The organism is Streptomyces sp. JB150, assembly GCF_011193355.1.
Classification (GTDB): domain Bacteria; phylum Actinomycetota; class Actinomycetes; order Streptomycetales; family Streptomycetaceae; genus Streptomyces.
Window position 1 is genome coordinate 3,734,248 of record NZ_CP049780.1, and the last position, 15,555, is coordinate 3,749,802.

The following is a 15,555-nucleotide window of genomic DNA, read 5'->3' on the forward strand; positions in this document are numbered from 1 at the left end:
CGCCATGCGGAAACTGATCTACGGCATGAACCTGTCCCTGGACGGCTTCATCGCCGCACCCGGCGACGACATCGGCTGGAGCGTGCCGAGCGACGAGCTGTTCCAGTTCTGGTCCGACCGGTTGGAGGCGACCGACCTGACGCTGTACGGGCGCAAGCTGTGGCAGACGATGAGCTCCTACTGGCCGACCGGCGACCGGCAGCCCGGCGCCACCCCGGCGGAGATCGAGTACGCGCGCCGCTGGCGGGACATGCCGAAGGTGGTGTTCTCGTCGACGATCGACAAGGTCGACTGGAACACCCGCCTGGTCACCGGCGACGCGGTCGCCGAGATCACCCGGCTCAAGGCCGAGGACGGCGGCCCGATGGACATCGGCGGCGCGACGCTCGCCGGGGCGGCGATGCGCGCCGGGCTGATCGACGAGTACGTGCTGGCCACCGCGCCGGTCCTGGTGGGCGGCGGCACGCCGTTCTTCACCTCGCTGGACAGCTGGGTGAACCTGGAGCTGATGGAGACGCGGAAGTTCCCCTGCGGCGTGATCCTGACCAGGTACGAGACGAGGCGCTGACCGCGCGTCCGGTAGCCACGGTCTCTGGGCGCCGCGGGTGACATCAGGGGAGCCGGATCGATCGCGCCGCGCACGCGATCCGCGGCTCAGGTCTGCGCCATGTCCACGAAGCGCGAGTAGTGACCCTGGAAGGCGACGGTGATCGTCGCCGTGGGGCCGTTACGGTGCTTGGCGACGATCAGGTCAGCCTCGCCCGCGCGGGGGGACTCCTTCTCGTAGGCGTCCTCGCGGTGCAGCAGGATGACCATGTCGGCGTCCTGCTCGATGGAGCCGGACTCTCGCAGGTCCGAGACCATCGGCTTCTTGTCGGTGCGCTGCTCCGGACCACGGTTCAGCTGGGACAGCGCGATGACCGGGATCTCCAGCTCCTTGGCCAGCAGCTTGAGGTTACGGGACATGTCCGAGACCTCCTGCTGCCGGCTCTCGGCGCGCTTGGAACCGCCGGACTGCATCAGCTGGAGGTAGTCGATGACGACGAGCCGCAGGTCGTTGCGCTGCTTCAGCCGGCGGCATTTGGCCCGGATCTCCATCATCGAGAGGTTCGGGCTGTCGTCGATGTAGAGCGGTGCCGCGGAGACGTCCGGCATCCGGCGGGCCAGGCGGGTCCAGTCCTCGTCGGTCATCGTGCCGGAGCGCATGTGGTGGAGCGCGACCCGGGCCTCGGCGGACAGCAGTCGCATCGCGATCTCGTTGCGGCCCATTTCGAGGGAGAAGATCACGCTGGGCAGGTTGTGCTTAATCGCCGCGGCGCGGGCGAAGTCCAGTGCGAGCGTCGACTTACCCATGGCGGGACGCGCGGCGATGACGATCATCTGGCCCGGGTGGAGACCGTTGGTGAGCGCGTCGAAGTCGGTGAAGCCGGTGGGGACACCGGTCATCTCGCCGCTGCGCGAGCCGATGGCCTCGATCTCGTCGAGGGCGCCTTCCATGATGTCGCCCAGCGGTAGGTAGTCCTCGCTGGTGCGCTGCTCGGTGACCGCGTAGATCTCGGCCTGGGCGCGGTTGACGATCTCGTCGACGTCGTCGTCGGCCGCGTATCCCATCTGCGTGATCCGGGTGCCGGCCTCGACGAGGCGACGCAGGACCGCGCGCTCGTGGACGATTTCCGCGTAGTACTCGGCGTTGGCCGCGGTGGGCACCGTCTGCACGAGGGTGTGCAGATACGCGGCGCCGCCGACCTTGTTGATCTCACCGCGCTTGGTCAGCTCGGCGGCGATGGTGATCGGGTCGGCCGGCTCGCCCTTGGCGTAGACGTCCAGGATGGCCTGGTAGATCGTCTCGTGGGCGGGCTTGTAGAAGTCGTGGCCCTTGAGGATTTCCACGACGTCGGCGATGGCGTCCTTGGAGAGCAGCATGCCGCCCAGGACGGACTGCTCGGCGTTGAGGTCCTGCGGCGGGACCCGTTCGAAGGCCGGACCTCCGCCGTCCCACGCGCCGTTCTCACTGCCGCGGTCGTGCTGCTCGTCCCGGCTCCGGCCGCCGTCCGGACGACGGCGGGAGGGCAGGCGATCGCTGGGACCGCTGTCGGCCCACGGATCGTTCAAGGGCTCGGAAATGCTCACCGAGCCACCTCCTCCCGTCCGCGGAACGGACCTCGCCGTGCCCCTCAGTTCTACGGCACGGCACTGACAAATCGAGCAGCCCAACTCCGCTTGTGGAGCGCCGGTTTTGTCATGGTTTCCCGGCCGCCGGACGGAGCGGGCGCCGGACCACGGTAGGCCCCTCGGCACCGTCAGCCAATCTGGTTATCCACAGGCCATGTGGACGACGGGCCCGATGCTGTGGAGAACTGCCCGAAACCTGTGCACGACCCGGTGGACAGCCCTGTGAACAAGAACTCGCGCGACTCATCGGAATGCCACTGACCTGCGGTTTTCGCATCCACCGGCTGTGCAGAAGAAAAACTTCCCCAGTCGGGCCAAGATCACTTCGCACGGTGTACGGGAACGCACACCGCGAGACACAGAGTAAGGGTCACTAATCCTTTGCATCACTTACCTGTGGACGATTAGATTGGTGCTCATGACACAGGCTCCCGCGACCCCCAAGACGGTCCGGCGACAGCACGATCGGGAGATCGTCGCGCTGGCCGTCCCCGCCTTCGGCGCACTGGTCGCCGAGCCCTTGTTCGTCCTGGCCGACAGCGCGATCGTCGGTCACCTCGGAACGGCCCAGCTCGCCGGTCTCGGCGTCGCCTCCGCCCTCCTCACGACGGCAGTGAGCGTCTTCGTCTTCCTCGCCTACGCCACCACCGCCGCCGTTGCCCGCCGCGTAGGGGCCGGCGAACTGCGAGCCGCCATCCGTCAGGGCATGGACGGCATCTGGCTGGCCCTCCTGCTGGGCGCCGCCGTCATCGCCACCGTGCTCCCCACCGCCCCCGCGCTGGTCGGCCTCTTCGGCGCATCCGACACAGTGGCCCCCTACGCGACCACCTATCTGCGGATCTCCGCGCTCGGCATCCCCGCGATGCTCGTCGTCCTCGCGGCGACCGGCGTCCTGCGCGGACTCCAGGACACCAGGACACCGCTGTACGTCGCCGTCGCCGGTTTCGTCGCCAACGGCGCCCTCAACGCGGGCCTCGTCTACGGCGCCGACCTCGGAATCGCGGGCTCCGCCTGGGGAACCGTCATCGCCCAGTGGGGCATGGCCACCGCCTATCTCGTGGTGGTCGTCCGCGGTGCACGCCGCCACGGGGCCTCGCTGCGCCCCGACGCCGCCGGGATCAAGGCCTCCGCCCAGGCAGGCGTCCCTCTGCTGGTGCGCACGCTCTCCCTGCGCGCGATCCTGATGATCGCCACCGCTGTGGCGGCCCGGCTCGGCGACGCCGACATCGCCGCCCACCAGATCATCCTGTCGCTGTGGAGCCTGCTCGCCTTCGCCCTCGACGCCATCGCCATCGCCGGTCAGGCCATCATCGGGCGTTATCTCGGCGCCGGGGACGCCCAGCGCGCGCGTGACGTCTGCCGGCGCATGGTGCAGTGGGGCATCGCCGTCGGCTTCCTGCTGGGCTTGCTCGTGATGGTGTCCCGTCCGCTCTTCCTGCCCCTGTTCACCAGCGACTCCGCCGTGAAGGACGCCGCGCTCCCCGCTCTGCTGGTGGTGGCCCTGTCCCAGCCGGTCAGCGGAGTCGTCTTCGTCCTGGACGGTGTCCTCATGGGCGCGGGCGACGGACCGTACCTCGCCTGGGCCATGGTGCTCACTCTGGCCGTCTTCACTCCGGTGGCCCTCCTCGTCCCCAGCCTCGGCGGCGGACTCACCGCCCTGTGGCTCGCGATGACCCTGATGATGACCGTCCGGATGCTCACCCTGTGGGTCCGCACCCGCTCGGGCCGCTGGCTCGTGACGGGAGCGACGCGCTGACGGCTGGGTGCACGCCGACGGCAAGACAACGCCTCGGCGACAGCGGCTGCTCCACGGCTCGTTTCACGTGAAACGAGCCGTTTCACGTGAAACCACCCGTGCCGCAATGCCGACCCGGCTGCCCTCGAACACACACGAAGAGGGGCCGCACCCTGCACGGGTGCGGCCCCTCTCTCAGCTGTTCAAGCCGAGCGCAGCTATCAGGCCGCGACGACCTCGATGTTGACCTTGGCGGCAACCTCGGGGTGCAGACGCACGGACGTCTCGTGGGCGCCCAGGGTCTTGATCGGCGTGCCGAGCTCGATGCGGCGCTTGTCGACCTCGGGGCCACCGGCAGCCTTGATCGCCGAGGCGATGTCGGCCGGGGTGACGGAACCGAAGAGACGACCGGCGTCGCCGGAGCGGACGGCCAGGCGGACCTTGACGCCCTCGAGCTGGGCCTTCACAGCGTTGGCCTGCTCGATGGTCTGGATCTCGTGGATCTTGCGAGCACGACGGATCTGCTCGACGTCCTTCTCGCCACCCTTGGTCCAGCGGATAGCGAACTTCCGCGGGATCAGGTAGTTGCGAGCGTAGCCGTCCTTGACGTCGACGACATCGCCGGCGGCACCGAGGCCGGAGACCTCGTGGGTGAGGATGATCTTCATGAGTCGGTCACCCTTCCCTTAGCGCGCGGTGGACGTGTAGGGCAGCAGCGCCATCTCACGGCTGTTCTTGACGGCCGTGGCGACGTCACGCTGGTGCTGCGTGCAGTTGCCGGTCACGCGGCGGGCACGGATCTTGCCGCGGTCGGAAATGAACTTCCGCAGCATGTTCGTGTCCTTGTAGTCCACGTACGTGACCTTGTCCTTGCAGAACGCGCAGACCTTCTTCTTAGGCTTGCGCACAGGCGGCTTCGCCATGGTGATTCTCCTGTGTGATCAAGAAGTTGGGGTGCGAGCCCGCCCTTAGAAGGGAGGCTCGTCCGAGTAGCCGCCACCGCCGCCGGAGCCGCCGCCCCAGCCGCCGCCCTGGTTGCCACCGGCGGGAGCGCCGGTCGCCCACGGGTCGTCGGCGGGAGCGCCGCCACCCTGCTGGCCGCCACCGGGGCCGCCGCCCCAGCCGCCGCCCTGCTGGCCGCCGCCACCGCCGCCGTAACCGCCGCCCTGGCCACCCCGGCCGCTGGTCTTGGTGACCTTGGCCGTGGCGTTGCGCAGGCTGGGGCCGACTTCCTCGACGTCCAGCTCGAAGACCGTGCGCTTGACACCCTCACGGTCCTCGTACGACCGCTGCTTCAGCCGGCCCTGCACGATGACGCGCATGCCCCGCTGAAGGGACTCGGCGACGTTCTCGGCCGCCTGGCGCCAGACCGAGCAGGTCAGGAAGAGGCTTTCGCCGTCCTTCCACTCGTTGGTCTGACGGTCGAAGGTGCGGGGAGTGGACGCGACACGGAACTTCGCGACCGCCGCACCGGAGGGGGTGAAGCGCAGCTCGGGGTCGTCGACAAGATTGCCGATGACCGTGATGACGGTCTCGCCTGCCATGGGGGAACCTCTCGGCGGGTTTGCTGCTGCTGGCTGCTGGTGGTGCTACTCGAGTCCCGAGATCAGCTGAGCGGGTGAGCTCAGTGGGTCTCGGGGCGGAGGACCTTGGTCCGGAGGACCGACTCGTTCAGGTTCATCTGGCGGTCGAGCTCCTTGACGACCGCAGGCTCGGCCTGCAGGTCGATGACCGAGTAGATGCCCTCGGGCTTCTTCTTGATCTCGTACGCGAGACGACGACGGCCCCAGGTGTCGACCTTCTCGACCTTTCCGCCACCGTCACGGACGACAGAAAGGAAGTTCTCGATCAGCGGGGAGACAGCGCGCTCCTCGAGATCGGGGTCGAGGATGACCATCACCTCGTAGTGACGCATGTGGAACCCACCTCCTTTGGACTCAGCGGCCACGGTCGTTCCGTGGCAGGAGGGTTGTGATGCGTACGCAACGGTATCGGCCGCCACTGACAATCAGGGGTCGGTGAGCGATATCCCAGGTGGGCCGGGTGTTAGCTCCTGGCGAGCCTGGGCAGACACCGGTGCAGACGGTACAGACTACCCGCACACCGGCTTCCGGTTGAAATCCGGTCGCGGAGGCGGTCAGTCTGTACACAACGGGTGTGTATGGCGCTACGTGCGCCGTTTTCCGCAAGGAGGTGCCCACATGGCACAGGCATTGCGACCCAACACCGCCGGTTCCCTCTTCGCCACCGACGGCAGGCCCCACCCCGTCCAGGACGCCCTGCTGGCCGTGACCCTGGTGCTCGGCGTGGTCTCGTTCGTCACGGCGCAGTTCCCCAGCCTGCATCTGCTGAGCTCCTGGACCGGTCTGGTGGGGATCTTCACCGGCGCGTACGGCCAGTGGATCTCGGAAACGACCCGCGAACGCTTCGGGCTGATCCTGGGCCTCGGTGCCTCCGGGCTCGGCTTCTTCCTCGGCATGGCGCACGGCGGCCTCTTCGGCTGAGGCCCCGGCCGCACCGGCACCTCGCCCCCGCCCCGGCAGCCGTCTGGCCGGGGCGAAGGTGCCGTACGCCCAATCGGGCCGCTTCCCGGGCGCAGTAGGCTTCGGCGCTAGAGCCGGAGCCCCTGTACCCATGGGGACACACCAGCCCGAGGAGCGCCCCGAATGAGCCTGACCCTGAGGACCATCAGTCGCGAGCAGCATCTGGCCTACATCCAGAGCCTGCCGGCGGCGAGCCACATGCAGGTCCCGGCCTGGGCAGACGTCAAGGCGGAGTGGCGTTCGGAGAATCTCGGCTGGTTCGACGAGCGCACCGGCGAGCTGGTCGGCGTGGGCCTCGTCCTCTACCGTCAGCTGCCGAAGATCAAGCGCTACCTGGCCTATCTCCCCGAGGGCCCGGTCATCAACTGGTTCGCGCCGAACCTCGAGGACTGGATCCAGCCGATGCTGGCGCACCTGAAGCAGCAGGGCGCCTTCTCCGTGAAGATGGGCCCGCCGGTGATCATCCGGCGCTGGGAGGCCGCTTCCATCAAGCAGGGCATCCAGAACCCGGACGTGAAGCGCCTGCGGGACATGGAGGCGGACTTCATCGAGCCGCGTGCCTTCGAGGTGGCCGACAAGCTGCGCCGCATGGGCTGGCAGCAGGGCGAGGACGGCGGCGCCGGCTTCGGCGACGTGCAGCCCCGCTACGTCTTCCAGGTGCCGCTGGCCAACCGGTCCCTGGAAGAGGTGCACAAGAACTTCAACCAGCTGTGGCGCCGCAACATCAAGAAGGCCGAGAAGGCCGGGGTCGAGGTCGTCCAGGGCGGCTACCACGACCTGGAGGAGTGGCAGCGGCTGTACGAGATCACCGCGGTGCGCGACAAGTTCCGGCCCCGCCCGCTGTCGTACTTCCAGCGCATGTGGACGGCCCTCAACAGCGAGGACCCCAACCGCATGCGGCTGTACTTCGCCCGGCACAACGGGGTGAACCTGTCGGCGGCGACGATGCTGATCGTCGGCGGCCACGTCTGGTACTCCTACGGCGCCTCCGACAACATCGGCCGTGAGGTCCGGCCCTCGAACGCGATGCAGTGGCGGATGCTGCGCGATGCCTACGCGCTCGGCGCCACCGTCTACGACCTGCGGGGCATCTCCGACTCGCTGGACGAGTCCGACCACCTCTTCGGCCTCATCCAGTTCAAGGTGGGCACCGGCGGCCAGGCCGCCGAATACCTCGGCGAGTGGGACTTCCCGCTGAACAAGCTGCTCCACAAGGCGCTCGACATCTACATGTCGCGCCGCTGAGCGCGGGGCGTTTGCTTCCATAGCTCCGACAGCTTCCATACCTCTGATACACCGCAGCCACGAGAAAGGTTCCAGGTCCGGCCATGGCGCTCACGCTCTACGTCGACACCGCGCGCTGGCGGGCGCACCACAAGCACGTGCAGGAGCAGTTCCCGGGGCTGGTCCCGGTCTGCAAGGGCAACGGCTACGGCTTCGGGCACGAGCGGCTGGCGGAGGAGGCCACGCGGCTGGGCGCCGACATGCTCGCCGTCGGCACCACGTACGAGGCCGCGCGGATCAAGGACTGGTTCAGCGGCGACCTGCTGGTGCTGACGCCGTACCGGCGCGGCGAGGAGCCGGTACCGCTGCCCGACCGGGTCGTGCGGTCGGTGTCGTCCGTCGACGGCGTGTACGGCCTGGTGGGTGCCCGCGTGGTCATCGAGGTGATGTCCTCGATGAAGCGGCACGGCATCAACGAGCAGGACCTGCCGCAGTTGCACGCCGCGATCGAGAACGTCCGCCTGGAGGGCTTCGCGATCCACCTGCCGCTGGACCGCACCGACGGCTCGGACGCCGTCGAGGAGGTCATCGGCTGGATGGACCGGCTGCGTGCCGCCCGGCTGCCGCTGCACACGATGTTCGTCAGCCACCTCAAGGCCGATGAACTCGCCCGTCTCCAGCAGCAGTTCCCGCAGACCCGGTTCCGTGCGCGCATCGGCACGCGCCTGTGGCTGGGCGACCACGAGGCAACGGAGTACCGCGGTGCCGTCCTCGACGTCACCCGCGTCTCCAAGGGCGACCGCTTCGGCTACCGGCAGCAGAAGGCCGCCTCCGACGGCTTCCTGGTCGTCGTGGCGGGCGGAACGTCGCACGGGGTGGGTCTGGAGGCCCCGAAGGCGCTGCACGGCGTCATGCCGCGCGCCAAGGGCGTCGCCCGCGCGGGCCTCGCCACGGTGAACCGGAACCTTTCTCCGTTCGTCTGGGGCGGCAAGCAGCGCTGGTTCGCCGAGCCGCCGCACATGCAGGTGTCCATCCTGTTCGTGCCGGCCGACGCCCCGGAGCCGAAGGTCGGGGACGAGCTGGTCGCCCATCTGCGGCACACCACCACCCAGTTCGACCGGCTCGTGGACCGCTGAGCACCGGAGCACACGGGGCACGCCCCCACAGACGCATGAGGGCCGTACGCGGAGGAATCCCGCGTACGGCCTTCTGCGTCCTGCCCGGTGCCTCTGCGTGCCCGCTCCTGCCTGGCGCCTCTGCGTGCCCGCTCCTGCCTGGCGCCTCTGCGTGCCGCTTCTGCGCCGCCCTGTTCGCTCAGGGCGAACCGCCGGCCTCCTTGGAAGCGCCCCACTCCACCTGCGCGCCCGACGCGCCCTCGAAGTGCGCAGCGTGGCGGGGCGGATGGGCCGCGGCGCCGAGCACGAAGACGTCCTCCGCGCCGTCGAGCACGCCTCCGGAGGGATCGTCGTCACCATCACGGCGCACCACGTCCCGTTCCGGCATGAGGATGTCGCGGACCACGACGGCGCACAGATACAGCGTGCCGAGCAGATGCACGCCGATCGCCCAGTGGTAGCCGTCGGTCGGCAGTCCCTTGTGGGCGTCGCCGCTGGTCGTGTACGCGAGGTACATCCAGATGCCCAGGAAGTACATGACCTCGCACGCCTGCCAGACGAGGAAGTCCCGCCACTTCGGCCGGGCCAGCGCGGCGAGCGGCACGAGCCACAGCACGTACTGCGGCGAGTAGACCTTGTTGGTGAGGATGAAGGCCGCGACGATCAGGAACGCCAGCTGGGCGAAGCGCGGGCGGCGCGGGGCGGTCAGGGTGAGCGCCGCGACACCCACGCAGCACAGCAGCATCAGCAGCGTCGCCAGGGTGTTGACGGTCTCGGTGCTGAGCGGGTCGCTGGAGTTCTGCGCGAGGATCAGCCAGAAGGAGCCGAAGTCCACGCCGCGCTCCTGGCTGAACCGGTAGAACTTCGACCAGCCATCGAAGGCGAAGAGCATGACCGGCCCGTTCACCACCACCCAGGCGACAGCCGCGCCCCCCAGTGCCTTCCCGAAGTCACGCCACCGGCCGGCCCGCCAGCACAGCACGAACAGCGGGCCGAGCAGAAACACGGGGTAGAGCTTGGCAGCCGTGGCGAGCCCCAGAAGGATTCCGAAGGCGAGCGAGCGGCGCCGCGCCCACATCAGCATCGCGGCGGCCGTCAGGGCGACGGCCAGCAGGTCCCAGTTGATGGTGGCGGTCAGGGCGAAGGCGGGTGCCAGGGCGACCAGCAGACCGTCCCAGGGGCGCCGGGCGTGCGTGCGGGTCACGCACACGGCGATGACGGCCGCGCAGACCATCAGCATCCCGGCGTTGACCATCCAGTACCACTGCTCCTGGTGCTGGATGCTGCCGTCACCCGGGGTGAGCCAGGCGGCGACCTCCATGAAGACACCGGTCAGCACCGGGTACTCCAGGTACTCCATGTCGCCGGGGAGCCGGTCGAAGTACGGCACGAGACCATCGGCGAAACCGCGCCCCTGGTAGAGGTGCGGGATGTCCGAGTAGCACGCGTGCGTGTACTGCGAGCTGGCGCCGAAGAACCAGGCCCCGTTGTAGCAGGGCGCCTTCTGGACCAGTCCGAGGGCGAACACGCCGATCGCCACGAGCGCGATCACCCGCACGGGAGTCCACCAGGACGTCCCGAGCAGGGCGCGCCGCCCGATGGGGCCGCCGATCAGCTCGCTGCCGGCCGCAGCGACCTCGTCGGCCCTCGTCGGCCGTACCGGGTCCGGCTCCTGCGCGCTCGTCTGCGTCGTTTCTGCACTGGGCATGGGGCACATCCTGCCGTACGCGGCTGAGGATCCACGGTGACGTCGGCCGCAGGGAGGGCCGGGGAGAGAAAAGTGCCCCTGTTTCACGTGAAACGAAGCGTTTCACGTGAAACAGGGGCACCAGCCGCGCTCAGAGAGCGCTGTGACGGCGGGCGTCACTCGGTGTCTGTGCCTCCGAAGAAGCCGCCGTTGCCGTTGCCGCCGTTGCCATTGCCACCGGTGCCGGATGTCTCACTGACGCTGGGCGCGGGCGAGACATCGCCGTCATCACCGCCGGGATCGCCGGGGCCACCGTTGTCGTTGCACCAGCCGAAGGCGCAGCTCTCGCTCGCCGACGCGCTCGGAGTCGGCTCGGGCTCGGACGTGCTGGGCGAGGGGCTGGGCTCCTCGGTCACGGTCTCGCTCGGCGTCGCGGTGACCGACGGGGTCGGCGACGGGGCACCGACCTGGTCGATGACCCTTCCGATCGGCGAGGGCTCGGGGAAGCCGGGATCCGACTCGCCCTTCAGCGCCACCTTCATGTACTCGGTCCACACCTCGGTGGGGATGTCACCACCGTGGATGGAGTCCTTGCCGGCCGTGCCGTTCATGGAGAGCAGCGCGTGGCTCTTGGGGTTCTCACGGAACATCGCCACTGCGGTCGACAGCTGCTGGGTGTAGCCGACGAACCAGGCGGACTTGTTCTCGTCGGTGGTACCGGTCTTGCCGGCCGCCGTACGCCCCAGGGCCTTGGCGTTCTGGGCCGTGCCGTTCTCGATGACGTTCTCGAGGACCTTCGTGACGTTGTTCGCCACGTTCGCGGGGATCGCTTCCTTGACCGCGGGCTTGTCGAAGCCCGGAAGCGGCTGGCCGCCCCGCTTGACCTGCTTCACCGAGTACGGATCGACCTGCTTGCCGGAGGCCGCGAACGTCGCGTACGCGTCTGCCATGCGGATCGCGCTGGGGGTGGAGGTGCCGAGCGCGAACGACGGGTTGGTCTCGGAGAAGCTCTGCTTCAGGATGCCCGCCTGCTGGGCGATGTCCCGCACCTTCTCCATGCCGACGTCGACGCCGAGCTGCACGAACGGGGTGTTCACGGACTGCTCCATCGCCTTGTGCAGGGTGATGTAGCCCCAGGGATGGTCGCTCTCGTTCTCCTGGTAGAAGAGCGAGTTGTCTTCCTTGAGGTAGTAGCTGCCGTCCGGCTTCTGCACCTTGAGGTGGTCGTTGCCGTTGTACTTGCTCATGGGCGAGACGCCGACACCGTCGCTCTTGTACGTGCCGTACTGCATGGCCGCGGCGAGTACGAACGGCTTCCACGTCGAACCGACGGGGACACCCGAGGTGTCCGCGTTGTTGTTGAAGTGGCCCTTCTCGTAGCCGGCGCCGCCGTAGAGGGCGACGATCGCGCCGTCGTTGGGCTTCACCGACGCGGCACCGAACTGGACGTGCTGGTCCAGCTTCCGCTTCGGGTCCAGCCGCTCCTTCTCGATCTTCTTGACGGACTGGGCCAGTGCCTGGACCTTTTCCCGCTCGAAGGTCGTGTAGATCTGGTAGCCGCCCTGGTCGAACTGGGCCTCGGTGATGTCGCTGTGGGCCAGCACGTACTTCTTGGCGGTGTCGACCAGGTAGCTGATCTGACCGGTCATGCCCTTGATCGCCTTGCGGCCCTGGGGCTCGGGGTACTCGCTGATGGCCTCCTGGTACTTGGCGTCCGAGAGGTGGCCGTCCTTGTTCATCTCCCCGAGGATCCAGCGCCACCGCTTCTCGGACCGCTCCCGGTTCGCGTCCGGGGTCGCGGAGGAGTCGAGCCCCTCGTTGCCGGCCGGGTCGTAGTACGTCGGTCCCTTCAGCAGGGCCGCGAGGAAGGCGCACTCGCTGGCGCTGAGGTCCTCGGCGTCCTTGCCGTAGTACGTCTGCGCGGCGGCCTGGATGCCGTACGCGCCCCGCCCGTAGTACGAGGTGTTCAGGTAGCCCTGAAGGATGTCGCGCTTGTCGAGCTTCGTCCCCACCTTGATCGAGATGAACATCTCCTTGAACTTCCGGGAGACGGTCTGTTCCTGACTCAGGTAGGTGTTCTTGACGAACTGCTGGGTGATCGTGGATCCGCCCTGGGTGTCACCGCCCGTGGCCATGTTGGCCAGCGCGCGGGCGATACCCATCGGGTCGACGCCGGAGTCCTCGTAGAACGTCTTGTTCTCGGCGGAGATGACCGCCCACTGCATGTCCTTCGGGATCTGCTCGAACGAGATGTTCTGCCGGTTCTCGCCGGAGCCGGTCGCGACCATCTGCTTGCCGTCGGCCCAGTAGTAGACGTTGTTCTGGGACAGCGCGGCGGCGTTCTCCTCGGTGGGGATGCCCACCATGGCGTAACCGATGCCGGCGACGGCGACCAGGCTGCCGAAGAAGGCCAGGCAGAGACCGGAGATCAGCTTCCAGGAGGGCACCCAGCGCTGCCAGCCGTACTTGCCGGAGCGCGGGTAGTCGATGAACCGCTTCCGGTCGGAGGCGGCGGCCCGCCCCCTGCCGCGTCCGGGCCCGTTCGGTCCGCCGGGGCCGCGTCGCCCGTTCTCGGGAGCTCTGCGGCGGCTGCCGGCACCCCTCTGCGCTGCCCGCCGGGCCTCGGCGCGGCTACTGTACGGCCGTTCCTCGCCTCCCGGCGCGTGAGAACCCGACCCATAAGTGTCGGATGGAGATCCAGTGGCGCCTCGCGGTGCCGCTCGGCGGCCGGAGGACGAGCCGGACTGGCCGCGTCGGGCCGCGGCACGTCCGCCTCCCTGCGGCTGCGGCGGTTTGCGACGGTGCTCGCTCATCGAACGATTACTCCTCGGGCAGGCGCACCCTTGCGCGCCTGGAAACGGCGGCTGGTTTCCGGTCCCCCCGAAGTACGGATGTGGCCGGTTCCGCATTCACCCGTACTGCACCAGGGACGGGGACGCCCCCGGACGCAACTCGGTTCCCGGTGGTGTGCATGCCGCACAGACTACGCAGCGGCAAAACCCGCCGAGCCCCGAAGTTCACCCCAAAACAGGCAACTCGGCTCCTACGAAGCGGTGATGTGACGCCGTTCACGATTCCCCCTCTTGTCGCATCAGGGGGGCCGTTCTATCGTGCTGATGTATCGAGTCGATACATCAGCACGACATAAAGACCGTGACGGTACGACCGCGGAAGAGAGGAGGCGATCATGAGCCGGCGTTCCGGGATCCTCGAGTTCGCCGTACTCGGCCTGCTCCGCGAATCTCCGATGCACGGCTATGAGCTGCGCAAACGACTCAATACGTCACTGGGTGTGTTCCGCGCGTTCAGCTACGGGACGCTCTACCCCTGCCTCAAGACGCTGGTCGCAAACGGCTGGTTGATCGAAGAACCGAGCCAGGACGCCGAGGAGGCGCCGGCCGCCCCGCTCACGGGCCGGCGCGCCAAGATCGTCTACCGGTTGACGGCGGAGGGCAAAGAGCACTTCGAACAGCTGCTCTCGCAGACCGGCCCCGACGCGTACGAGGACGAGCACTTCGCCGCGCGGTTCGCCTTCTTCGGGCAGACGTCGCGCGATGTGCGCATGCGCGTGCTGGAGGGCCGCCGCAGCCGGCTGGAGGAGCGCCTGGAGAAGATGCGCGCCTCCCTGGCGCGCACCCGCGAGCGCCTCGACGACTACACCCTTGAGCTCCAGCGCCACGGCATGGAGTCCGTGGAGCGCGAAGTGCGCTGGCTGAACGAGCTCATCGAGAGCGAGCGGGCCGGGCGGGACCTTCGGGGTTCCCCCTCCGGGGAGCCCGCTCAGCAGGACACCACATCTGGAGCGCCGGGCGGCCTGCCCCGGCCCGGGGACGACACCCGGCCGGATACGCCCGACGACACCGCCACGTGAGACCCCCGTCAGGGCCTCACCGAGTACACACAGGGAGCAACCGGAATGGGTTCGGTTCGCGTAGCCATCGTCGGCGTGGGCAACTGCGCCGCGTCGCTGGTGCAGGGAGTCGAGTACTACAAGGACGCCGACCCGGCGTCCAAGGTCCCCGGCCTGATGCACGTGCAGTTCGGCGACTACCACGTCCGTGACGTGGAGTTCGTCGCCGCGTTCGATGTCGACGCGAAGAAGGTCGGCCTCGACCTCGCGGACGCCATCGGCGCCTCCGAGAACAACACCATCAAGATCTGCGACGTGCCCCGCACCGGCGTGACCGTCCAGCGCGGCCACACCCTCGACGGCCTCGGCAAGTACTACCGCCAGACCATCGAGGAGTCCGCCGAGGAGCCGGTCGACGTCGTCCAGGTCCTCAAGGACAAGCAGGTCGACGTCCTCGTCTGCTACCTGCCGGTCGGCTCCGAGGACGCGGCGAAGTTCTACGCCCAGTGCGCCATCGACGCCAAGGTCGCCTTCGTCAACGCCCTCCCGGTCTTCATCGCCGGCACCAAGGAGTGGGCGGACAAGTTCACCGAGGCGGGCGTCCCGATCGTCGGTGACGACATCAAGTCCCAGGTCGGCGCCACCATCACGCACCGCGTCATGGCGAAGCTGTTCGAGGACCGCGGCGTCATCCTGGACCGCACCATGCAGCTGAACGTCGGCGGCAACATGGACTTCAAGAACATGCTCGAGCGCGAGCGCCTGGAGTCCAAGAAGATCTCCAAGACGCAGGCCGTCACCTCGCAGATCCCCGACCGGGACCTCGGCGAGAAGAACGTCCACATCGGCCCGTCCGACTACGTCGCCTGGCTCGACGACCGCAAGTGGGCCTACGTCCGCCTCGAGGGCCGCGCCTTCGGTGACGTCCCGCTGAACCTGGAGTACAAGCTCGAGGTCTGGGACTCCCCGAACTCCGCCGGCGTCATCATCGACGCCCTGCGCGCCGCGAAGATCGCCAAGGACCGCGGCATCGGCGGCCCGATCCTGTCGGCGTCCTCGTACTTCATGAAGTCCCCGCCGGTCCAGTACTTCGACGACGAGGCCCGCGAGAACGTCGAGAAGTTCATCAAGGGCGAGGTCGAGCGCTAGCGAGACCCAGCGGCTCCGCGCTGACGCACGCGACCCTGTGGGTGGTGAAGGGTCCCCGAGGCACTGCGCCCGGGGACCCT

At 68.4% G+C, this 15,555-nt stretch carries 14 protein-coding genes; 7 read left to right on the forward strand and 7 right to left on the reverse strand.

Features of this window, described 5'->3' with window-relative positions:
* Positions 1-4: 4 nt before the first annotated feature.
* Positions 5-568 (forward strand): dihydrofolate reductase family protein, encoded by a 564-nt coding sequence (locus G7Z13_RS17465; RefSeq protein ID WP_166000395.1) that lies wholly within the window; start codon positions 5-7, stop codon positions 566-568.
* Between the two features lie 86 nt (positions 569-654).
* Here G7Z13_RS17465 and dnaB read toward each other — a convergent pair whose 3' ends face one another.
* On the reverse strand, positions 655-2,130 hold the full coding sequence (gene dnaB / locus G7Z13_RS17470; protein WP_166000397.1) for a replicative DNA helicase: 1,476 nt from the start codon (positions 2,128-2,130) through the stop codon (positions 655-657).
* A gap of 460 nt (positions 2,131-2,590) precedes the next feature.
* Here dnaB and G7Z13_RS17475 point away from each other — a divergent pair, with 460 nt between their 5' ends.
* Positions 2,591-3,928, forward strand: a complete 1,338-nt coding sequence (locus G7Z13_RS17475; RefSeq protein ID WP_166000399.1) for an MATE family efflux transporter — start codon at positions 2,591-2,593, stop codon at positions 3,926-3,928.
* 200 nt (positions 3,929-4,128) lie between these two features.
* Here G7Z13_RS17475 and rplI read toward each other — a convergent pair whose 3' ends face one another.
* The 4 genes from rplI to rpsF form a co-directional block, all read right to left on the reverse strand.
* Positions 4,129-4,575 carry a 50S ribosomal protein L9 gene (rplI, locus tag G7Z13_RS17480; RefSeq protein ID WP_166000401.1) on the reverse strand — a complete coding sequence of 149 codons (447 nt, stop codon included), beginning with the start codon at positions 4,573-4,575 and terminating at the stop codon, positions 4,129-4,131.
* An 18-nt stretch (positions 4,576-4,593) separates the two neighbouring features.
* Entirely contained in the window at positions 4,594-4,830 is a 237-nt protein-coding gene (gene rpsR / locus G7Z13_RS17485) for a 30S ribosomal protein S18 (RefSeq protein WP_003949403.1), read from the reverse strand.
* A 45-nt stretch (positions 4,831-4,875) separates the two neighbouring features.
* Positions 4,876-5,451 (reverse strand): single-stranded DNA-binding protein, encoded by a 576-nt coding sequence (locus tag G7Z13_RS17490; protein WP_166000403.1) that lies wholly within the window; start codon positions 5,449-5,451, stop codon positions 4,876-4,878.
* A gap of 80 nt (positions 5,452-5,531) precedes the next feature.
* Entirely contained in the window at positions 5,532-5,822 is a 291-nt protein-coding gene (gene rpsF / locus G7Z13_RS17495; RefSeq protein ID WP_014673750.1) for a 30S ribosomal protein S6, read from the reverse strand.
* A 286-nt stretch (positions 5,823-6,108) separates the two neighbouring features.
* On the opposite strand from rpsF, the gene G7Z13_RS17500 reads away from it, so the two are divergent.
* The 3 genes from G7Z13_RS17500 to G7Z13_RS17510 all read left to right on the forward strand — a co-directional run bounded on the left by G7Z13_RS17500 (position 6,109) and on the right by G7Z13_RS17510 (position 8,810).
* A complete protein-coding gene (locus tag G7Z13_RS17500; RefSeq protein WP_166000405.1) occupies positions 6,109-6,411 on the forward strand; it encodes a hypothetical protein in 303 nt (100 codons plus the stop codon).
* Positions 6,412-6,573: 162 nt separating this feature from the next.
* Entirely contained in the window at positions 6,574-7,695 is a 1,122-nt protein-coding gene (femX, locus tag G7Z13_RS17505) for a peptidoglycan bridge formation glycyltransferase FemX (RefSeq protein ID WP_166000407.1), read from the forward strand.
* A gap of 83 nt (positions 7,696-7,778) precedes the next feature.
* Positions 7,779-8,810 carry an alanine racemase gene (locus G7Z13_RS17510; protein WP_166000409.1) on the forward strand — a complete coding sequence of 344 codons (1,032 nt, stop codon included), beginning with the start codon at positions 7,779-7,781 and terminating at the stop codon, positions 8,808-8,810.
* A gap of 178 nt (positions 8,811-8,988) precedes the next feature.
* Here G7Z13_RS17510 and G7Z13_RS17515 read toward each other — a convergent pair whose 3' ends face one another.
* Together G7Z13_RS17515 and G7Z13_RS17520 are read right to left on the reverse strand one after the other, a co-directional pair.
* Positions 8,989-10,506, reverse strand: a complete 1,518-nt coding sequence (locus tag G7Z13_RS17515) for a glycosyltransferase 87 family protein (RefSeq protein WP_166000411.1) — start codon at positions 10,504-10,506, stop codon at positions 8,989-8,991.
* A 146-nt stretch (positions 10,507-10,652) separates the two neighbouring features.
* Complete coding sequence (locus tag G7Z13_RS17520) at positions 10,653-12,923, reverse strand: transglycosylase domain-containing protein (RefSeq protein WP_166000413.1); 2,271 nt, start codon at positions 12,921-12,923, stop codon at positions 10,653-10,655.
* 740 nt (positions 12,924-13,663) lie between these two features.
* On the opposite strand from G7Z13_RS17520, the gene G7Z13_RS17525 reads away from it, so the two are divergent.
* A complete protein-coding gene (locus G7Z13_RS17525) occupies positions 13,664-14,347 on the forward strand; it encodes a PadR family transcriptional regulator (protein ID WP_166000415.1) in 684 nt (227 codons plus the stop codon).
* 45 nt (positions 14,348-14,392) lie between these two features.
* Positions 14,393-15,475: an inositol-3-phosphate synthase gene (locus G7Z13_RS17530; RefSeq protein WP_166000417.1), complete on the forward strand. Its 1,083-nt coding sequence runs from the start codon at positions 14,393-14,395 to the stop codon at positions 15,473-15,475.
* Positions 15,476-15,555 lie beyond the last annotated feature (80 nt).